The sequence below is a fragment of the Mycobacterium szulgai genome (assembly GCF_002116635.1).
Taxonomy (GTDB): domain Bacteria; phylum Actinomycetota; class Actinomycetes; order Mycobacteriales; family Mycobacteriaceae; genus Mycobacterium; species Mycobacterium szulgai.
The window spans coordinates 59443-79653 of sequence record NZ_LQPW01000178.1; the positions used below are offsets into that span (position 1 = coordinate 59443).

The window sequence follows — 20211 nt, forward strand, 5'->3', positions numbered from 1 at the left end:
GCATGCTGTTCGCCAAGGGCCACGGCACCCAAAACGACTTCGTGCTGCTGCCCGACCTCGACGCCCGGGTGGTGCTGTCAGCTACCCGGGTGGCCGCCTTGTGCGACCGGCGCAGAGGCCTGGGCGCCGACGGGGTGTTGCGCGTTACGACGGCGCAAGCCGCGGTGCGGGCCGGGGTGCTCGACCGTCTGCCCGACGGCGTGGACGGTTCGCACTGGTACATGGACTACCGCAACGCCGACGGCTCGATCGCGCAGATGTGCGGCAACGGCGTGCGGGTGTTCGCCCACTATCTGCGGGCCAGTGGCCTGGAATCGGGCGATGAGTTCGTCGTCGGGTCACTGGCCGGACCGCGCCCGGTCACCCTGCACCACGTCGATGCCACCAACGCCGACGTCACCGTCGACATGGGCAAGGCCAACCGGCTGGGAAGCGGAGGGCCGGCCTTCGAGGCCACAGTCGGTGGGCGGCGGTTTAACGGCGTGGCCGTCGATGTGGGCAATCCGCATTTGGCCTGCGTTGATCCGGAACTGACGGTCGAAGCGCTGGCGGCGTTAGACGTAGCGGCGCCAGTCGCTTTCGACCAGGCGCGGTTCCCGGAGGGCGTCAACGTCGAGGTGCTCACCGCCCCTATCGATGGCGTGGTCTGCATGCGTGTCCATGAACGCGGCGTCGGCGAAACCCGCTCGTGCGGCACCGGAACGGTCGCGGCGGCAGTCGCCGCTCTGGAGGCAAGTGGTGCCGAAACCGGCACACTGACCGTGCGCGTGCCCGGCGGCGACGTAGTCGTCACGGTTACCGACGCCACCAGTTACCTGCGCGGACCGTCGGTATTGCTGGCCCGCGGCGAACTCGCCGACGACTGGTGGAACACCCTGGGTTGAAATTCGGATGCACGGCCGCGCGCATCGTGGAACCATCGGTGTTGGCTATGACTTATCCAGACTCGCCCAAGAAGGCAGATTCGCCGATGACGGGCTTCTCAGAATCCACACCGAGTCTCGGTGAACTCGCGCTCGAAGACCGCTCGGCGCTGCGCCGGGTGGCCGGGCTGTCCACCGAGCTCGCCGACATCTCCGAGGTCGAGTACCGCCAGCTGCGGCTGGAACGCGTGGTGCTCGTGGGGGTATGGACCGAGGGCAGCGCGGCCGACAACCAGGCCAGCCTGGCCGAGCTCGCAGCGTTGGCCGAAACAGCCGGCTCCCAAGTGCTCGAGGGGCTCATTCAGCGTCGCGACAAGCCCGACCCGTCGACGTATATCGGCTCCGGCAAGGCTGCCGAGCTTCGCGATGTGGTCGTGGCGACCGGCGCCGACACCGTCATCTGCGACGGCGAACTTTCCCCGGCGCAGCTGACCGCGCTGGAGAAGGCCGTCAAGGTCAAGGTCATCGACCGCACCGCCCTGATCCTCGACATCTTCGCCCAGCACGCCACCAGCCGGGAGGGCAAGGCGCAGGTGTCGCTGGCCCAGATGGAGTACATGCTGCCGCGGCTGCGTGGTTGGGGTGAGTCGATGTCTCGGCAGGCCGGTGGTCGCGCGGGCGGCAGCGGTGGCGGGGTGGGCCTGCGTGGTCCTGGTGAGACCAAGATCGAGACCGACCGGCGCCGCATCCGCGAACGCATGAGCAAGCTGCGGCGTGACATCAAGGCCATGAAACAGGTCCGCGACACCCAGCGCAGTCGCCGGCTGGAAAGCGATGTGCCGTCGATCGCCATCGTCGGGTACACCAACGCGGGGAAATCCAGCGTGCTCAACGCCCTGACCGGGGCCGGGGTGCTGGTCCAGGACGCCCTGTTCGCCACCCTGGAACCCACCACCAGACGCGCGGAGTTCGAGGATGGCCGACCATTCGTACTCACCGACACGGTCGGCTTCGTCCGGCACCTGCCCACCCAGCTGGTCGAGGCCTTCCGTTCCACGCTGGAGGAGGTCGTCGACGCCGACCTATTGGTGCACGTGGTGGACGGATCCGACGTCAACCCGCTGGCCCAGATCAGCGCGGTTCGGCAGGTGATTTCCGAAGTCATCGCCGACCATCATGGGGACCCGCCGCCGGAGTTGTTGGTGGTCAACAAGATCGACGCCGCAAGCGGTCTGATGCTGGCCAAGCTGCGCCACGAACTGCCCGGCGCGGTCTTCGTCTCCGCTCGCACCGGGGAGGGCATGGACGCGCTCCGACGGCGCATGGCGGAGCTGGCCAAACCCACCGATACCGCCGTCGACGTCGTGATTCCTTACCATCGCGGCGACTTGGTGGCCCGCGTGCACGCCGATGGCCGCGTCCAGCAAGCCGAGCACAACCCGGACGGCACCCGGATCAAGGCCCGCGTTCCGGTCGCACTGGCGGCTAGCCTGCAGGACTTCTCGGTCAACGGCGGTTAGGCAACCGCCTACCAACCGCCCGGTTGGTATATCTTGGGTGGCAGAGTTTTCTTTTCCTCGGATAGCCGGAGGCTTTAGGTATGGGCAGCGCCGTCAAATACCAGCGCACTCTTTTCGAACCCGAACACGATTTGTTCCGCGAGTCCTACCGGGCTTTTCTCGAGCGCCACGTCGCGCCTTATCACGACGAATGGGCGAAGGCCAAGATCGTCGACCGTGGGGTGTGGCTCGAGGCCGGCAAGCAGGGCTTCCTTGGCATGGCGGTACCGGAGGAATACGGTGGCGGCGGAAATCCCGACTTTCGGTACAACACCATCGTCACCGAGGAAAGCGTCGCCGGACGATACAGCGGGCTCGGGTTCGGCCTGCACAATGACGTCGTAGCTCCTTACTTGCTGAAACTCACTACCGACGAGCAAAAGCAACGTTGGCTACCCAAGTTCTGCACCGGGGAGCTGATCACCGCGATCGCCATGACCGAGCCGGGAACCGGAAGTGACCTGCAGGGCATCAAGACCCGCGCGGTCAAGCAGGACGACCACTATGTACTCAACGGGTCAAAGACGTTCATTACCAACGGGATCAATTCAGACCTGGTGATCGTGGTGGCGCAGACGGATCCCGAAAAGGGTGCCCAGGGCTTCAGTCTACTCGTGGTCGAACGCGGTATGGAGGGATTCGAACGCGGCCGCCATCTGGACAAGATCGGGCTGGACGCCCAGGACACCGCCGAGTTGTCCTTCACCGACGTCAAGGTGCCGGCTGAAAACCTGCTCGGCCAAGAGGGCATGGGATTCATTTACCTGATGCAGAATCTGCCGCAGGAACGGATCAACATCGCGGTCATGGCGGCCACGGCAATGGAATCCGTGCTGGAAGAGACGCTGCAGTACACCAAGGAACGCAAGGCTTTTGGGAAGTCCATCGGCAGCTTCCAAAACAGCCGGTTCCTGCTGGCCGAGCTGGCCACCGAGGCCACCGTGGTACGCATCATGGTCGACGAGTTCCTCGCGCTACACCTGGAAGGCAAGCTGACGGCCGAACAGGCGGCGATGGCCAAGTGGTATTCCACCGAGAAGCAGGTACAGCTCATCGACCGCTGCCTGCAGTTGCACGGCGGGTACGGCTACATGCGCGAATATCCTGTCGCCCGGGCATATCTCGACGCCCGGGTGCAGACCATCTACGGCGGTACCACCGAGATCATGAAAGAAATCATCGGCCGCAGTCTAGGTGTTTGACGGTGTCTGGTCATCGGGCTCATAGGCTTCGTGCGCGTCGTGGGCCCCTCGCAGCAGCGCTCTGAGTTCGTGGTCCTGCGCGAGCTGCGCACGGTATTTAGTTGGCAGTGAGTCGATTTCGTGCTCGGCTTCCAGCAGTGCGGCGAAGATCTTCTCACGTTCGGCGGAATCAACCTCGTAGTGCAAGTCGAGGTATTCGGTGGCATGACGGTGGGCTCTGGCCACGGCATTCTGTTTACGGCCGCGGGCGGAGAACAACGACACGACAGTGGTGATCAGCAGGATGACGATGATCACCGTCAGCGACACAGCGGTGCTGATTTCGGCCACCTGCACCGGCATACCGTGGTTGATGAACGGAATGTTGTTGTCGTGCAATGCTTCCAGTATCAGCTTCACGCCGATAAAGCCAAGAATCGCCGCCAGGCCGTAGGACAGATAGACCAAGCGGTCCAGCAGATTGTCGATCAGGAAGTAGAGCTGGCGCAGGCCCATCAGCGAGAACGCGGTTGCGGCGAAAACCAGGTAGACGTTCTGCGTCAATCCGAACATCGCTGGTACCGAATCGAATGCAAACAGCACGTCAGTTCCGCCGACGGCGATCATCACCAGCAGCATCGGGGTCATCACCCGGTTGCCGTTTTCGAAGGTGAACAGTCGGTCGCCGTCGTAGTGCGGCGAGGTCCGCAAGAAGCGACTGGCCAGCCGGATGATGAGGTTATCGGCGCTATGGTTTTCGGACTCCCCGGGTTTGGCCAAGTTGCCCGCCATGACCAGCAAGCCCAGGCCGAACACATAGAACGCCCAGTTGAAGTTGTCCAGCAGCGCGGCGCCGAGCAGTACGAAACCGGTGCGCGCGATCAACGCGAACGCCACGCCGAACAGCAGCACCTTCTGCTGTGCCACCCGGGGCACGGCGAAGCTACTGATGATGATCAAGAAGACGAATAAGTTGTCGACCGAGAGGGCTTCGTTGCTCAGATAACCGGCGAAGTATTCGACCGCCATCTCGGGGCTGCCCACGACGAGCACGCAGATTCCGAACACGATCGCGATCCCGACGTAGATTGCCGACCAGACTGCGGCCTCACGTAACGTCGGCACGTGGGTTTTGCGTACGTGGAAGACATAGTCGAACAGCAGCAGGCCTGTGATCAGTACGATGGTCAGTGCCCAGACATGTCCCGAAACACCCATTTGCGCTGGGTTTCCTCTCACGGCATCGATCGGGTTGTCGTCCTCGGCACGGTATCCCAGACCGTGGTCGGCTCGCATTGCGGTTGCTCGCGACACGAGCGCGGCCAGGCATCATTTCGACATCAGCTGGGTATCCGTTTTCGTAAAATTTTCGATTTTTCTTCGCATTTCCCGTTCGCTAGAGCAAAGTTATGCGAGCCCGGCGACGATGCGGACCGTAGCTGGGGGACGGCCCACGGTGGGAAATCCACCGGCCCGCGATGCGGGCAGGGCATCGGCTGGGAGGCTTGGTGAGCGGGCAGAGAGGTCAATTGAGGAAGCTGGTCGGGCGCGCGCTGCTCAGCTTGTCGGCTGCGGCGCTGGCCGCCGCACTGTGGGCGCCCAGCGCGGTGGCGTCTCCGATAGGCGACGCCGAAGCGGCCATGATGGCCGCGTGGGAGAAAGCCGGGGGCGACACGTCGACGCTCGGCGCCCGCAAGGGTGACGTATACCCGGTAGCCGACGGATTCGCACTGGACTTCGACGGCGGCAAGATGTTCTTCACCCCGGCAACCGGCGCCAAATACATGTACGGACCGATCCTGGACAAGTATGAGTCGCTGGGTGGTCCGGGCGGCAGTGATCTCGGCTTCCCAACCATTAACGAGGTTCCCGGCCTGGCCGGCCCCGACAGTCGTGTCAGCACCTTCGCCGCGAGCGACAACCCGGTGATCTTCTGGACGCCCGACCACGGTGCCTTCGTGGTGCGGGGCGCCTTGAACGCCGCATGGGACAAGCTCGGTAGCTCCGGTGGCGTGCTCGGCGCTCCGATCGGGGATGAGACCTACGACGGCGAGGTCACCACCCAGAAGTTCAACGGCGGACAGGTCTCCTGGAATAGAAAGACCAAGGAATTCACCACCACCCCGCCGACGCTGGCCGATCAGTTGAAGGACCTGCAGGTAGCGATAGACCCCACCGCCGCCATCAACATGGCCTGGCGCGCCGCCGGCGGTGCTGCAGGCCCCTTGGGGGCCAAGAAGGGCGACCAGTACCCGATCGGTGGCGACGGCATCGCGCAGGACTTCACCGGGGGCAAGGTCTTCTTCAGCCCAGCTACCGGCGCCAATGCCGTCGAGGGCGCAATCCTGCAGAAGTACGAATCACTCGGCGGCCCGGTCAGCAGCGACCTGGGTTTCCCCATCGCCAATGAGGCCGACGGCGGCATCACCCCCGCAAGTCGGATCGCGTCGTTCGCGGCGGCCGACAAGCCGGTGATCTTCTGGACCCCCGACCACGGTGCGTTCGTCGTGCGCGGAGCAATGAAGGCCGCGTGGGACAAGCTGAAGGGAGCGACCGGCAAACTCGGGGCCCCGCTGGGCGACCAAACCGTGGACGGCGACGTGATCTCGCAGAAGTTCGCCGGCGGCAAGATCTCGTGGAATCGCGCGAAGAACACCTTCACCACCGATCCGGCCAACCTGGCACCTCTGCTATCCGGTTTGCAGGTGACGGGACAGAACCAGCCCAGTGCGGCGGGCCCGACCGCGCACGGCAAGAAGTTCACCTGGCACTGGTGGTGGTTGGCAGCGGCCGTCCCGGTGGTCCTGCTCATCGTCATGTTCGTCTTGGTGGTGTTCGGACTGCGCCGGCGTCGCGGTGGCGCGCCGGCGACCCCGGCCTACCTGCCCGAGCACGACTATGACCATGACCATGAACCCGACCACGAGCATGATTTAGCGGCCGGTTATGACGCCGGCGGACATTGGCCGCATGAAGAGGCCGATTACGGGACGGAACGCTTCCCGCTAGACGATCAGCATCCGCCCGAACATCAGCCGCAGGACGCCGGCGCGATGTCGCGGGTCAGCTGGCCGCGAGGTGGCGGGGGCGCCGCCGCTGAGTACGAGCCGAGTGAAGAGCCCTACAGCAGCGACGCGTTTAACGGATCCGCCCAGGGCTATGAGTTCGCCGAGGTCGGAGAGGTTTACGAGGAAGACGCCGAGGAAGACCCCGACGCAGTTGACACCACACCCACGCCGATCGTGACGCCGAGGGACCTCCTCGAAGCGACAGCGGTCGAACCGGCCGTTCCGGAGACTGTAGGAGCAGACACCTTCGCGCCTGAGGCCTATGTTCCCGAATCCGTGGCTCCTGAGTCCGTCGCTCCGGATACCGAGGCTCCGGACGCCGCGTTCCCGGACACTTTCTTCCCTCCCGCCCCGGTCGCCGAATCCCCCGAGCTCATGGTCGACGAGACGGCCGAGACGGAGGCCAGAGCGGTTTCAGAGCCGAGATCCGGCCGGCACGCAGCCGCGGATTCCGACGCGTACGGTTCGGAAGGGGCTGCCGCCGAAGCGGCCTATCAAGCGGTGCCGGAAGCAGCACCGGCCGCCCCAGCACCACCGGCCCCCACCGCGGGCGCGCGGCCGATGATCCACCTGCCGCTAGATCACGACCCGTATCAGGCGCCGGACGGATATCCGATCAAGGCCAGCGCTCGCTCGGGCTTGTACTACACGCCCAACAGTGCGCTGTACCACGACACCCTCGCTGAAATCTGGTTGGCCAGCGAAGAAGTCGCGCAAGCCAACGGATTCATCAAGGCGGACTGAACCCGTACGGCCGCTGGCAGCGGCTAGACCTTGCGGATGACGGTGACGACCTTGCCCAGCACCGTCGCATCATTGCCGGGGATCGGATCGAACGCCGGGTTGTGCGGCATCAGCCACACCTGACCACCCGCGCGCTTGAACGTCTTGACAGTGGCCTCGCCTTCGATCATCGCGGCAACGATGTCACCGTTGTCGGCGACATTCTGCTGACGCACCACCACCCAGTCGCCGTCGCAGATCGCGGCTTCGACCATGGAGTCACCGACCACCTTCAGCAGGAACAGAGTGCCCTCGCCTACCAGCTCTCGCGGCAACGGGAAGACATCTTCCACGGCTTCTTCGGCAAGGATCGGCCCGCCGGCCGCGATGCGGCCCAGAACGGGGACAAACGTGGGTTCCGGCAAGGCGTCAGAGCCGGCGACGTCGGTGACCGGCGTTGGCGTGTCGTCGGCGCCGCGCACGTCGACAGCACGTGGACGGTTCGGATCCCGGCGCAGATAGCCTTTGCGTTCCAGGGTGCGCAATTGGTGGGCGACCGAGGACGTTGACGTCAGGCCCACCGCGTCGCCGATCTCCCGGATGCTCGGCGGGTATCCACGGCTGGTAACCGACGCGCGGATGACGTTGAGGATGGTGCGCTGCCGCTCGGTCAGCGATGAATCAACGGACTGCAAGCGGTCGGCGGCCTCCCCGGTCGGGGGTGCGGAGGTGTCGTTGCTGTCACTCATGGCACTGAATGTAGCCGCACCGCCGCCAAGAATCAAACATGTGTTCGACAGGTGTGTCGCCAGGGCGGTGCGGCGCGCCCACCTCCTGAATCACAAGTGTGTAACTCTTTGCGCGGTCGGGTATTCGCGATTTATGGGACCGCACGCGACCGAAAAGTTCTGTCGGTGGTGTGGTCTAGCGTTTTGCTCATGCGACACACTTCGATCAAATGTTCGGGTATCGAACACACGAGCGACTACAGTGTCGAACACACGAGCGATGCCCCTTCGGTCAGAGGAACGAACATGACACTCATCTACGCAGCCCCGCCACGCAGCCGCAGTGTCCGGGGACCGGTCAACGGGCCAATCCACGAGCCGCGCTCTGGTCGAACGGGGTTGAGCACGTCGCGCCGGCCCGGCACCTGCCGGCCAGCAGGTTCGCCGCTGCGTTACCACGGCACCGGCGTGGCGGTGTCGATCGCCCCCCATCGCAGGCGTCCCGTCACCCTGGCGACGACCATGGGCCTGGCCTTGCTCGCCGGGTTGATCACGCTCTGGCTCGGCGTGGTCGCGCACTTCGGGCAAATGGCTAATGACGGTTCAGCCGATTCGGCCGTTCACATCCCCGACACGCTTGCCGTGGTGCGGGTGCTGCCAGGGGAATCTCTGCAGGACGTCGCCGCGCGGGTGGCCCCGGACGCGCCGGCCCGCCAGGTTGCCGAACGCATCCGCGAACTCAACGCTCTGGACACGGGGTCTCTGTCGGCGGGCCAGACACTGATCGCGCCGGTCGGCTGACGGGATTGGGATCGCCGTGTGCAGCCAAAATGCTGGTATGCCAACACTGTTCGATGCTGGCGGGATGGAACGAGCGTGGATTGCGACTGCGTTGGTCCTGTGTGCGGGCGCACAGGTACTCTCGGAGTGGTCTCAAGTACCCGGACGTGAGCACGGCAAAGGAGCGGCCATGCACTGCCCGTTCTGCCGGCATCCCGATTCCCGCGTGATCGATTCGCGGGAAACCGATGAAGGGCAGGCCATTCGGCGGCGCCGATCGTGTCCGGAGTGCGGCCGGCGGTTCACCACCGTGGAAACCGCGGTGCTGGCCGTGGTCAAGCGCAGCGGCGTCACCGAGCCGTTCAGCCGCGAAAAGCTGATCAGCGGAGTCCGCCGAGCATGCCAGGGCCGCCAGGTAGATGACGATGCCCTCAATCTGCTCGCTCAACAGGTGGAAGATTCCGTGCGGGCCGCCGGCTCGCCGGAGGTGCCCAGTCACGAGGTGGGTCTGGCGATCCTGGGGCCGTTGCGTGACCTTGACGAGGTCGCTTATCTGCGGTTTGCGTCGGTATACCGCTCCTTTTCCTCTGCTGAGGACTTCGAGCGTGAGATCGAGGCGCTACGCGCGCACCGCAAGGTGCCGGCTTCGAGCTGACCGCCGAGGCTAGGCTCTAAGCATGGTTGCTGACCTGCACCCGAATCTCGAGGCACTGGCACCACTGTTGGGTACGTGGGCCGGTCGAGGTGCGGGGGAGTACCCGACGATTCAGCCGTTCGAGTACTTCGAAGAAATCGCCTTCTCGCACGTGGGCAAGCCGTTCCTGATTTATGGCCAGAAGACGAAGTCGGCTGCCGACGGCAAACCGCTGCATGCCGAAGCGGGGTATCTGCGGGTGCCGCAACCGGGCCACGTCGAGCTGGTCCTGGCTCATCCGAGCGGTATCACCGAAATCGGGGTCGGTACCTTCTCGCGCGACGACGACGTCATCGAACTCGAGCTGTCCACAAATGAAGGCGGGACCGTCGGGTTGACTCCGACAGCCAAGGAAGTGAGCGCGCTTACTCGTTCCTTCCGCGTCGACGGCGACGAACTTTCGTACTCGCTGCAGATGGGAGCCGTCGGCCAACCTCTGCAGCATCACCTCGCCGCCGTGCTACACCGAACGAGCTGACCCTCAATCGACTTGCCGGACACCGTCATTCACGACGCGGCCGGCCACCCCAACCCAGCCCTCGGGACTCCAGGTGGTCTCGATTATCGACCCTTTGCCCTGGGTAATGGTTAGGTCGCGGCTCAGGTAGTCGGTCAGGCGCATCGCCGCGGAGCCGGTCGCCTCGTCCTCTGTCACGCCAAGGTTGGAGGCGAACATCCGGCAACGTACCGATCCACTGGGCCGGTCGGTCCACGTCCACAAGTAGTGGGCGACGTCATCGGAATAATCAGCCGGGTCGGCGGTGGCGAGGGCTTCGGCCGACTCGATGTCATGAATGGCGAACTCTGGCGCCCAGTCGGCGCGCGCGCTGATGGTGGTGACGTCGCCGCTGTAGCTCACCTGCACGATCCCGGCCGGTACCTGCAGGGTGTGAATCGGTGTGTCGTTGCGGCGCAGCCACCAGGCCGCTCCGACTACCGGGTGTCCGGCAAAAGCAAGGTCGGTTCGGGGCGTATGGATGGTGGCGTGTGCGGTGGTCGAGCCGGCCGCGGGCAGATCGACGAATACCGTTTCGCTGTAACCCAATTCGGTGGCCAGGCGCTGCCGCTCGCGGGGGTGCACCTTACTCGCGTCGACCACGCCGAGCGGATTCCCGAAACCGCCCCGTGAATCGGTGAAGACTCGCAATACCGTGACGTCGATGCCCATGGCCCGACTGTACGACGCCTAATGGCCAGCTCGGTCAGGTAGCGCTGCGTTCGTCGGAGCCCATCGCGTTCAGGACGGCAACGCGGGTGTCGGCCGGGCCGGTGACGGTGCGTTCGCCACTGCCGGTGCGCAGCAATTGGCGCAATGCGATCGGGTCGTGTTCGGCGGGCTGAGTGGTGTCGATGAAGCGCTGAACGACGTCGATGAAACGGGCCGGATCGTCGTGAAACGGAAAGTGACCGGATCGCTCGAAGATCTCCAATCGCGAGCCGGGCATTGCGGCGTGCGCCATTTCGGCGTGGCGGACGGGCACCACCACGTCGCGCTCGCCCCAGATGATCTGCACGGGGATGGCCTCGGTCAAATAACAGCGGTCGAGCATCGTGACGATCTGCCCGCGCCAGTCGACGACGGCCCGCAAGGTGCGGCTGAACGCCGCTGAGGCCGTCGGCTCTGGCAGGTCATCCAAAATCCGCAACACGTTAGGCAGGTCACGCCCCAAGCCGGTCGAGCCGATAGCCCGGCCCGCGATCCGTCCCGCCAGCTGGACCGCCGGCAGCACCAGGGGCAGCCGCAGCAACGCCAGGGCCTCACTACCCATCGGCAACGACGCCAATCGGAACACGACGTTGACATCCTTGGTGACGCCGCCCGCGCCGACCAGAACCAGCCGCTCGACCAGTTGCGGGAACTGGTAAGCGAATTGCATGGCTACCCCGCCGCCCAGCGAATGGCCCACGACGGTTACTCGCTCGATGTCGAGAACGCTGAGCAAATCACGCATCCCGTTGGCGTATGCCGCGACCGAGTAGTCGGCCCGCGGTTTGTCGGACTTGCCGTGCCCCAACAGGTCCGGGGCGATCACCGTAAACCGCTGGGCGAGCTTGGCGTGGATGACGTTCCAGGTGGTCGAGTTGTCGCCGATGCCATGGATCAGCAGAATCGCCGGCCCGTCACCGGCGATGCGGAACGCCCGCTTATAACCGTGGATGGTGCGGAACTGCAGCGAGGGCGCAGTCACTTCCCGCACCGGGCGAAGATTGCGCTTCCGCTCGGTCATCTCGGCCAACCTCGGTGTCGGGCCAACTAACGGCGTTTAAGTGTGGTCGTCGTCGTCGAACTTCTTTTCTGCCTGCTGAGCCAGGAACCGCTCGAACTCGGCTCCCAGTTCGTCGCCGCTAGGCAGATCTTCGTCACGCGCTAGTAAGGACCTGTTCTCCTGAGCGTCGATGAAGGCATCGTACTGGCGCTCAAGGGCTGCCACCACTTGAGCCACCTCGGCGCTTGCCTGAACCTGCTCGTCAATCTTGGCTCTAACCTCGACCGCCGCTTCGGCCAGGGCGGTCAACGGCAGTTCCAGCGATCCGGTCTTGGCGACCTGTTCGAGCAGCGCTTGGGCGGCGGCGGGGTAGTCGGTCTGGGTGAGGTAGTGCGGTACGTGCACGGTGAACCCGACGACCTCGTGGCCGTGCTGGGCCATGCGGTACTCCAGCAGATTGGAAGCGCTGCCCGGAACCTGAATTTCGGAGATCCACGGCGTGAAATCGGCGATCAGATCGCCGTTGTTTGAGTGCGCGGTCATCGTTATCGGCCGCGTATGTGGAACGGCCATCGGAACCGTACCCAGACCGATGGTCTGTCGTACCCCGAGTCGCTCGGCCAATAGCCGCACCGCGGTGATGAACCGCTCCCACTTCAGGTCCGGCTCCATGCCGGCCAGCAGCAGAAACGGGTTGCCGACGGTGTCGCGTAGCGCATACAAGCTGAGTTCCGGGTCGTCGTAGTGGGTGAAGTGATCGGTCTTGAACGTCATCAGCGGCCGACGCGATCGGTAATCCAGCAGGTCGTCGATCGCGAAGGATGCGACCAGTTCGGTGTCCAGGGCCGCCTTCAGGTGCGAGGCAGCCAGGCGGATCGCATGTCCGGCATCGGAGAAGCCCTCCAGCGCGTGCACCAACACCGGACCGCGGCCGTCGGGCGTCGACAATACGGGCGCCGGGAACTCCAGCTCGTACATGCCGGCTTGGCCCGGCTGATAGTCCTGCGCCTCACCGGGGTCATGGTCATGGGCCATGGTGTTGCCTCCTTTCGGGGGTGCTTTCCAGGGTGCCCCACCCAGTGTCCCTCAACCCAGTATTGAAACAGCGAAAACCTATCGCCTCGTGTGGTTAACGGAACAGCGACAAACGCTATTTCAGCGTCACGGGTTTGCCTAATTGCGGTTTGCTGGGGTGTCTGTTATCGCATCTGAACCGCGGTGGCGCACTTGCTGGCCCGCGGTCAGGCATGATGGCAAGCGATGCGCAATGCCACCGCGGCGCTTTGCCTGCCGGTCAGCCTGGCGATGCTGATCGCATCCTGCGGCCGGCCGGCCGATCGCGCATCGGTCCCGCACCTGCCGATACCCCGGGCGAGCGTACCGGCCCAGCAGCTCAGCGAGCCCCAGCCGGCGCCGTCGGCAGGACCGGTGTACCCCGATCCGCGGATTGGCGCGATTTTCCCCGACGGCGACGATGCGCACTTCTGCACCGCCTCGGTGCTGCATTCCGCGGATGGCGACCTGGTATTGACCGCTGCGCATTGTCTGCTCGGTCAGTCCAAGGCCACGTTCGTTCCCGGTTTCGCCGGCGCAGCCGCGCCATCGGATCACTGGAGCATTCGCCAGATCTACTTGGATCCGCGCTGGATCAACAGCGTCGATCCGCATGCGGATTACGCGATCGCGCGGGTAATCGGCACCGGTCGCGAATCGCTGGAGCAGCAGGTTGGCTCGGCACTGTCACTGGGCGCAGCGCCTGTCCCGGGCAGCTTGGTCACCGTGACCGGATATCCGGCCGGTGTAGGCGGCCGGCCCGTCGCCTGTCAGGGCAGCACCGGGCGCACCGAAAGCGGCTTTCCCTCCCTGTCCTGCGACGGGCTGGTCGGCGGTACCAGTGGTGCGCCCTGGGTCAGCGGTTCTACGGTTACCGGGGTGATCGGTGGACTGGAAAGCGGGGGATGCACGGAGCGCATGTCGTATTCGGCGCCGTTCGACGAACACACCGCTGCGCTGTTGGTGCGTGCGCAAGCCGGCGGCCCCGGTGATACCGCGCCGGTCGATTTGGCTGACACCTGTTAGCGCGCGGGTCGCTCAGCGCAGGAACTGGTTGAGCGCGCGCATCTTGTTCGTGACGTCAAGTGCGGCGACCTTGTAGGCCTCGGAGAACGTCGGATAGTTGAAGACGGCGTCGACCAGGTAATCGACCGTGCCGCCACATCCCATCACCGCCTGCCCGATGTGCACCATTTCGGTGGCGCTGGTACCGAAGATGTGCGCGCCCAGCAGTGTGCGATCGCGGGTGGATACCAGCAGTTTGAGCATGCCATAGGAGTCGCCGGCGATCTGGCCGCGCGCCAGTTCGCGATATCGGCACACGCCTACCTCATAGGGAATCGAATCCTTGGTCAGTTCGACCTCGGTTGCGCCGACGTAGGACACCTCGGGAATCGAGTAGATCCCGATCGGCTGCATCGGGGTGATGCCGTCGGTTGGTTCGCCGAATGCGTGGTAGGCGGCCAACCGGCCCTGGTCCATCGAGGTCGCCGCGAGTGCCGGAAAGCCGATGACGTCGCCGACGGCGTAGATGTGTTCGACCTTGGTCTGGAATTGGTCGTCGACGAAAATCCTTCCGCGACTGTCGGTTTCCAGGCCGGTGTTCTCCAGGCCCAGATGTTCGGTCTGGCCTTCGCGGCCCGCCGAGTACATCACGGTCTCGGCGGGAATCTGCTTGCCGCTGGCCAAGGTGGTGACCGTGCCCGCCGAGCCGACGTCGACCGCGGTCACTTCCTCGCCGAAGCGGAAGGTCACCGCCAGGTCGCGCAGGTGGAATTTCAGGGCTTCGATGATCTCGGGGTCACAGAATTCCAGCATGTTGTCGCGTTTTTCGACCACCGTCACCTTGGTGCCCAGTGCGGCGAACATCGACGCGTACTCGATCCCGATGACCCCCGCGCCGACCACTACCATCGACGCCGGAAGCGATCGCAGGTCCAGGATGCCGTCGGAGTCCAGCACCCGTTTTTCGTCGAACTCGACGCCCGACGGCCGCACCGGTCTGGTTCCGGTGGCGATGACGATGTAGTCGCCGCTGAGTGTGACGCGCTCGCCCATGGCGTCTTCCTCGACGAGGACGGTGTGCGGGTCGACGAAGCGGCCGTGGCCCAGAACCAGGTCGATCCGGTTGCGCATCAATTGCGAGCGCACCACATCGACCTGCTTGCCGATCACGTGCTGGGTTCGCGCCAGCAAATCAGCCGGGGTGATCTTGTCCTTGACGCGGTAGCTCGCGCCGTAGAGCTCGCGCTGGCTCATGCCGGTGAGGTAAACGACGGCCTCGCGCAACGTCTTTGACGGAATCGTGCCGGTATTCACGCAGACGCCGCCCACCATTCGGCCGCGTTCGACGATCGCCACGGACTTGCCCAATTTGGCCGCGGCAATGGCGGCTTTCTGGCCGCCGGGCCCCGAACCGATGACGACCAGGTCGTACTCCCGCATCGAAGTCATGAGATAGACGATAGAGCCCACAGTCGCGACTTTCTCCACAGATGGAGGCTGATTTGCGTTGCGGTAGCACGGACTAGACGGTGGCAGTCGTCAGCGTTGGTACTCATGAAAAAGCATGAGCCTGACTTTGCACTCAATCGTCCCGGCGCATTGATCGCCGCGCTCCCGGCTGTTCTTGGTTTCGTCCCGGAGAATTCACTGGTCCTGGTGACCTTGGAAGAGGGCGCACTGGGGTCGGTGATGCGGGCGGACTTGTCGGAGGATCTTGCCAACCGGGTCGAACACCTCGCCGAAGTGGCCGCCGCGGCGGATCCGGAGTCGGTGATCGCGGTGATCATCGACGCCGAGGGTGCCCATTGTCCGGTGTGCAACGAGAAGTACCGGCAGCTGTGCGCGGTGCTCGATGCGGCACTGGAAGGGCACCATATCGTGTTGTGGGCCGCGCACGTGGTGGACCGGATAGCTGTTGGGGGGCAATGGCATTGCGTGGATAACTGCGGTTCGGCCGGCACGGTGGAAGACCCGTCGGCCTCGCCGCTAGCGGTGGCGGCGGTGCTGGACGGTCGTCGGCTTTACCGGCGACGTGCCGACCTGCAGGCGGTGGTCGCCGTGGACGACCCGCGGCGCAGCGCCGGGCTAGCCGCCGCGATCGGACAGCGGGTGGCCGCTCGCGAGATCGCGCACAGCGCGGACCCGGCGGGTTGCAGCCGTCGTGACGTCGAAGCCGCGATGGCCGCCGCCGCGCGTGTCGCCGACGGACAACCGCTGTCCGACGGCGAACTGGCCCAGCTGGCCTGTGCGCTGCCCGACGTGCGCGTGCGCGACACGCTGTATGCCCTTGCCGTCGGCGAGAACGCTGGTGAGGCCGAGTCTTTATGGGTGCAGCTTTCGCGGGTGCTGCCGCAGCCGTGGCGGGTGGAGGCGCTGGTTCTTCTTGCATTCAGCGCCTATGTGCGCGGCGACGGTCCGCTGACCGGCATCGCGCTGGAAGCCGCGCTGCGTTGCGATCCGGAGCATCGGATGGCGGGCATGCTCGACACGGCCCTCCAGTCCGGCCTGCGGCCGAACGATATTCGCGACCTCGCCGATACCGGGTACCGGCTGGCAAAGCAGATCGGGGTGCGCCTACCGCCCCGGCGGGCGTTCGGCCGCCAAGCCGGATAGGGGTCGGATCAGACCTTCTCGACCTTGACAGCGTGCGCCATCTCGTGCGGCAGGGTGACATTCTCATGGCCCGGAATGAGGATGGTCACTCCGCCGCCCAAGCTGGTCTCGACGGTCACTCGGGCGTTGGGCACGACGCCGGCGTCCTTGAGGCGGGTGATCAAGTCGATGTCGCCCTGGACGTGCTCGGTGAGTTGACGGACGACGACCGCGACCGGCGACCCGGTCGGCAACTCGGTCAACCGGACGAGGTTGGCATCGTCAGCACCGAACTCCGGGCCGACTCCGAGGTCCAGCAGGCCGGGGATCGGGTTGCCGAACGGGGAGGTGGTCGGGTTGTTGAGCACTTTGACCAGCCGACGCTCGACATCCTCGCTCATCACGTGTTCCCACCGGCAGGCCTCGGCGTGCACTTCTTCCCACGGCAATCCGATGACATCGACCAGGAGCCGCTCGGCCAGCCGGTGCTTGCGCATGACAGAGATGGCCAGGGCCCGGCCCTTGTCCGTGAGTTCCAAATGGCGGTCGCCGGCTACCCGAAGTAACCCGTCGCGCTCCATCCGGGAAACGGTTTGGCTGACGGTAGGTCCGCTCTGTTCGAGTCGTTCGGCGATCCGGGCACGCAGCGGAGTTACGCCCTCTTCTTCGAGGTCGTAAATGGTCCGCAGGTACATCTCGGTGGTATCAACCAACTCGTTCATTAACTAAATCCTCCGTTGCCGCCGAGTCTACTTCGCCAGCCGCGTGAGTGGTTCGTCAAAACACCCCATCGCAGCAGTATGCCCGCCGCTGACGCGGCGGGCACACCGTCTATTGACAGGCTATTCCTTACGACCTTGGCCGGTCACCTCAACTTGCGTAAGAGCGCAGTCGGTCTGCTCGCTCACCGTGGCGCAGCTTGCACATCACATCGCGTTCGATCTGGCGGACCCGCTCACGGGACAGACCGAACAGCTTGCCGATCTGGTCGAGGGTGCGCGGCTGACCGTCGTCCAGGCCGAAGCGTAACCGGATCACCTGGTGCTCGCGCTCGTCGAGAGTTGCCAGCACACTGCGGATGTCGGTGTGCAGCAGTTCGGCGATGACCGCGTTCTCCGCGGACATGGCTTCGGCGTCCTCGATGAAATCACCCAGCGGGGCTTCCTCTTCCGAGCCGACCGGCATGTCCAGGCTCACCGGGTCGCGGCTGTGTTCCAACAGGTCGTTGATCTTCTCGATCGGAATGCCGGACTCGGCGGCCAGTTCCTCATCGGTTGCCTCGCGGCCGAGGTTCTGGTGCATCTCGCGCTTGATTCGGGCCAGCTTGTTGACCTGCTCGACCAGGTGAACCGGCAGCCTAATGGTGCGGCTCTGGTCGGCCATGCCGCGCGTGATGGCTTGACGGATCCACCAGGTGGCATAGGTCGAAAACTTGAATCCCTTTGTGTAGTCGAACTTCTCCATCGCGCGGATCAGTCCCAGGTTGCCTTCCTGAATGAGATCCAGCAATGGCATGCCCCGGCCGGTATAACGCTTGGCCAGTGAAACCACCAGCCGCAGGTTTGCTTCCAGCAAGTGCCGGCGCGCCGCTTCGCCATCGCGCACAACCGCCATCAGATCCCGTTTCCGGTTCTCGCCGAGGCGCTTTCGCGTTTCCAGTAGATGCTCTGCGTACAGTCCGGCTTCGATGCGCTTGGCCAACTCGACTTCACCGGCGGCGTTGAGCAACGCCGTCTTGCCGATGCCGTTCAGATAAACGCGCACCAAATCCGCTGCGGGGCTTTGAGCATCTAGATCGCCGTCAACCCGGCTTGTGGTGGCCCTTGCTGTGGGCTGTGCCATAGCGCCCTCCCGATCGGCTTGTGCTGTCATGTGGTGTAACGAGAGACCCTGGCTTAGAGTTCCCACCCGATCGCCAACTCACACGCCGTGACGTGCACAAATGTGCCAAGGACCTGAGAATGTCCTGAGAAGTCTTGCGAGCGAGCGCTTAACTCCGAACGCCGGCTAGCTCTCGCCGTCGATGTCGTGCCACTGCGGTTGCGGTGCTACATGGTGCCGGGATTCCAGCGCGGGGCGCTCGGCGGTAGGGAATAGCGGGGTACGCCGGCGCGACTCTTCGAAGCGTCGAGGCTCGTCGGCGCGACGCGGGGGCCGGTCGTTGGCGATCAGCACAGCCATCCATGGCAGTGGCACCGAGGCGCCCACGATCAGCAGCGAGATCAGGCCGTTGTGCCACGCACCATAAGCCAGGGCGGCCAGGATGAGTGCAGGGATCCGGAAGGCCATCAGGGTCAGGTATTTACGCACTCGCGCGCGATGCTGCACTTCGTACGAGGGAGCGGCGGCGGTGATCAATACAGGTCGACCGTCGTCGTCAAACTTGTCGTCGAAACCCAGCTCGGGGCCGCGCTTCATTCCTCCACTGTCCCACATCGAATCGATTTCGGCTCAGCGGTGTCAGGACCCACCGCAGGAGGCACAATATTGGCATGCGCACCCAGACGATCGAACGCACCGATACCGACGCACGGGTCGACGACGGGACCGGCAGCGATACTCCCAAATACTTCCACTACGTCAAGAAGGACAAGATCGCTGAGAGCGCGGTCATGGGCACTCATGTGGTCGCGTTGTGCGGTGAGGTGTTTCCCGTCACCAAGGCCGCCAAGCCGGGCTCGCCGGTCTGTCCGGACTGCAAGCAGATCTATGACCGGCTCAAGAAGGGCGATTAAGCGGGCGGCTCTGACCCTACCGGGCTCTGCCGCGCTGTCGACGACATCGTCGGCACGCCGATGCCGGTGCGGTGCTGCAGCCACTTGCGCAGCCGATGTGCGTGCGTCGCAGGCGCCGGCCACTCCTCCTGGATGGCGGCATTGAGTTCGGCGCCGATCATGATCGAGAAACCGCCGAAGAACGCGAACAAAAGGAACGCGATCGGCGTGGAGAGGGCGCCATAGGTGTAGCCGGTGCTGCCGATCCACCTCAGGTAGAACCGCAGGCCCAGGGTGGCGATCGAGAACACCACGGTGGCCAGCACCGTGCCCGGTATCAGCCGATGCGTCGGCAGTGGCACCGGCAATGCCACCCGGTAGAGGACCGTCACTCCGGCCATCAGCGCGAGGATCACCACTGGGTAGTAGCCGTAGTGCAGCACGTTGGACAGGGTGTCGGGGATGTGTTCGCTGACCTTGCGCGGACCCATCACCGCCACCGGCGCGGACACCACCACGAACACCAGCATCACCATGTACAGGAACAGCGCGAAGAACCGTTGTCGCACCGGGTGGCGTAGCGGCGTCTGGTCGTGGGCTTCGACGATGGCATCGACGAACGAGGAAATCGCCGAGGATCCAGCCCACAGTGAGATCAAGAAACCCAGCGAAGCGACCTCGCCGCCGGCGGTGGCGGTGATGTCGCGGATGGTGGGTTCGATGATCTCGTTGACCACGCTCGACGAAAAGAAGCTGCGTGCCGTGGACAACGTGCTCTTGATGATGGCGGGCAAGGTGTCGGCGCCGAAAAGCGGAGCGACGTACGCCAGCGTCCCCAATATCCCCAGCAGCAGCGGGGGCGTGGAAAGGCAGGTCCAAAATCCGGCTTCGGCCGATTCTGAAAAGATCGAATCGTCCCATGCCTTGGACAGAGTGCGCTTGCTGATGTGCCAGATGTGGTGACGCGACGGTTTCGGAGTCTGGTCAGGAACCTGGTCGCTCATCCCGTCCAGCATTACCGAAGAGTGCTCCCGTGGTCGACAT

General features: G+C 64.6%; 20 protein-coding genes. 10 read left to right on the forward strand and 10 right to left on the reverse strand.

Annotated elements, in window-relative coordinates:
* Positions 1-2 precede the first annotated feature (2 nt).
* From dapF to AWC27_RS29310, 3 genes are all read left to right on the forward strand, one after another.
* Positions 3-884 (forward strand): diaminopimelate epimerase, encoded by an 882-nt coding sequence (dapF, locus tag AWC27_RS29300; RefSeq protein ID WP_085674420.1) that lies wholly within the window; start codon positions 3-5, stop codon positions 882-884.
* A gap of 47 nt (positions 885-931) precedes the next feature.
* Complete coding sequence (gene hflX, locus AWC27_RS29305; RefSeq protein WP_085674614.1) at positions 932-2383, forward strand: GTPase HflX; 1452 nt, start codon at positions 932-934, stop codon at positions 2381-2383.
* Between the two features lie 80 nt (positions 2384-2463).
* Positions 2464-3624 carry an acyl-CoA dehydrogenase family protein gene (locus AWC27_RS29310; protein WP_085674422.1) on the forward strand — a complete coding sequence of 387 codons (1161 nt, stop codon included), beginning with the start codon at positions 2464-2466 and terminating at the stop codon, positions 3622-3624.
* On the opposite strand, the gene AWC27_RS29315 is transcribed toward AWC27_RS29310, so the two are convergent.
* Positions 3613-4821: a TerC family protein gene (locus AWC27_RS29315; protein ID WP_085674423.1), complete on the reverse strand. Its 1209-nt coding sequence runs from the start codon at positions 4819-4821 to the stop codon at positions 3613-3615. The genes AWC27_RS29310 and AWC27_RS29315 overlap by 12 nt on opposite strands.
* Positions 4822-5111: 290 nt before the next feature.
* On the opposite strand from AWC27_RS29315, the gene AWC27_RS29325 reads away from it, so the two are divergent.
* A complete protein-coding gene (locus AWC27_RS29325) occupies positions 5112-7415 on the forward strand; it encodes a sunset domain-containing protein (RefSeq protein WP_211281729.1) in 2304 nt (767 codons plus the stop codon).
* A gap of 23 nt (positions 7416-7438) precedes the next feature.
* On the opposite strand, the gene lexA is transcribed toward AWC27_RS29325, so the two are convergent.
* On the reverse strand, positions 7439-8143 hold the full coding sequence (gene lexA / locus AWC27_RS29330; protein WP_085674427.1) for a transcriptional repressor LexA: 705 nt from the start codon (positions 8141-8143) through the stop codon (positions 7439-7441).
* Between the two features lie 285 nt (positions 8144-8428).
* On the opposite strand from lexA, the gene AWC27_RS29335 reads away from it, so the two are divergent.
* The 3 genes from AWC27_RS29335 (at position 8429) to AWC27_RS29345 (ending at position 10074) form a co-directional block, all read left to right on the forward strand.
* The gene (locus AWC27_RS29335; RefSeq protein WP_085674617.1) at positions 8429-8923 is read left to right on the forward strand and encodes a LysM peptidoglycan-binding domain-containing protein; all 495 of its coding nucleotides are present in this window, start codon (positions 8429-8431) and stop codon (positions 8921-8923) included.
* 169 nt (positions 8924-9092) lie between these two features.
* Positions 9093-9557 carry a transcriptional regulator NrdR gene (gene nrdR, locus AWC27_RS29340; protein ID WP_085674620.1) on the forward strand — a complete coding sequence of 155 codons (465 nt, stop codon included), beginning with the start codon at positions 9093-9095 and terminating at the stop codon, positions 9555-9557.
* A gap of 22 nt (positions 9558-9579) precedes the next feature.
* Positions 9580-10074, forward strand: coding sequence for a peroxynitrite isomerase (locus AWC27_RS29345; protein ID WP_085674429.1), 495 nt, complete (start codon positions 9580-9582; stop codon positions 10072-10074).
* Between the two features lie 3 nt (positions 10075-10077).
* Here the strand turns inward: AWC27_RS29345 and AWC27_RS29350 are convergent, their stop codons facing one another.
* The 3 genes from AWC27_RS29350 to AWC27_RS29360 are packed head-to-tail and all read right to left on the reverse strand — an operon-like array spanning position 10078 to position 12838.
* Positions 10078-10764 (reverse strand): PhzF family phenazine biosynthesis protein, encoded by a 687-nt coding sequence (locus AWC27_RS29350; RefSeq protein ID WP_085674431.1) that lies wholly within the window; start codon positions 10762-10764, stop codon positions 10078-10080.
* 34 nt (positions 10765-10798) lie between these two features.
* On the reverse strand, positions 10799-11824 hold the full coding sequence (locus AWC27_RS29355) for an alpha/beta fold hydrolase (RefSeq protein WP_085674433.1): 1026 nt from the start codon (positions 11822-11824) through the stop codon (positions 10799-10801).
* Between the two features lie 36 nt (positions 11825-11860).
* Entirely contained in the window at positions 11861-12838 is a 978-nt protein-coding gene (locus tag AWC27_RS29360; RefSeq protein ID WP_085674435.1) for a proteasome assembly chaperone family protein, read from the reverse strand.
* 225 nt (positions 12839-13063) lie between these two features.
* Here AWC27_RS29360 and AWC27_RS29365 point away from each other — a divergent pair, with 225 nt between their 5' ends.
* Positions 13064-13882 carry a trypsin-like serine peptidase gene (locus AWC27_RS29365; RefSeq protein ID WP_085674437.1) on the forward strand — a complete coding sequence of 273 codons (819 nt, stop codon included), beginning with the start codon at positions 13064-13066 and terminating at the stop codon, positions 13880-13882.
* 12 nt (positions 13883-13894) lie between these two features.
* Here AWC27_RS29365 and sthA read toward each other — a convergent pair whose 3' ends face one another.
* On the reverse strand, positions 13895-15301 hold the full coding sequence (gene sthA, locus AWC27_RS29370; RefSeq protein ID WP_139837309.1) for a Si-specific NAD(P)(+) transhydrogenase: 1407 nt from the start codon (positions 15299-15301) through the stop codon (positions 13895-13897).
* Positions 15302-15415: 114 nt separating this feature from the next.
* On the opposite strand from sthA, the gene AWC27_RS29375 reads away from it, so the two are divergent.
* Positions 15416-16474 (forward strand): DUF4192 domain-containing protein, encoded by a 1059-nt coding sequence (locus AWC27_RS29375; RefSeq protein ID WP_085674441.1) that lies wholly within the window; start codon positions 15416-15418, stop codon positions 16472-16474.
* Between the two features lie 8 nt (positions 16475-16482).
* Here the strand turns inward: AWC27_RS29375 and ideR are convergent, their stop codons facing one another.
* From ideR to AWC27_RS29390, 3 genes are all read right to left on the reverse strand, one after another.
* Complete coding sequence (ideR, locus tag AWC27_RS29380; RefSeq protein ID WP_085674443.1) at positions 16483-17175, reverse strand: iron-dependent transcriptional regulator IdeR; 693 nt, start codon at positions 17173-17175, stop codon at positions 16483-16485.
* 148 nt (positions 17176-17323) lie between these two features.
* Positions 17324-18295 (reverse strand): sigma-70 family RNA polymerase sigma factor SigB, encoded by a 972-nt coding sequence (gene sigB / locus AWC27_RS29385; RefSeq protein WP_085674444.1) that lies wholly within the window; start codon positions 18293-18295, stop codon positions 17324-17326.
* Positions 18296-18460: 165 nt separating this feature from the next.
* The gene (locus tag AWC27_RS29390; protein WP_085674446.1) at positions 18461-18889 is read right to left on the reverse strand and encodes a DUF3099 domain-containing protein; all 429 of its coding nucleotides are present in this window, start codon (positions 18887-18889) and stop codon (positions 18461-18463) included.
* 56 nt (positions 18890-18945) lie between these two features.
* Here AWC27_RS29390 and AWC27_RS29395 point away from each other — a divergent pair, with 56 nt between their 5' ends.
* On the forward strand, positions 18946-19188 hold the full coding sequence (locus tag AWC27_RS29395) for a DUF3039 domain-containing protein (protein WP_083113819.1): 243 nt from the start codon (positions 18946-18948) through the stop codon (positions 19186-19188).
* On the opposite strand, the gene AWC27_RS29400 is transcribed toward AWC27_RS29395, so the two are convergent.
* Positions 19185-20171 (reverse strand): YihY/virulence factor BrkB family protein, encoded by a 987-nt coding sequence (locus tag AWC27_RS29400; protein WP_085674622.1) that lies wholly within the window; start codon positions 20169-20171, stop codon positions 19185-19187. The two genes, AWC27_RS29395 and AWC27_RS29400, sit on opposite strands and share 4 nt — an antisense overlap.
* Positions 20172-20211 lie beyond the last annotated feature (40 nt).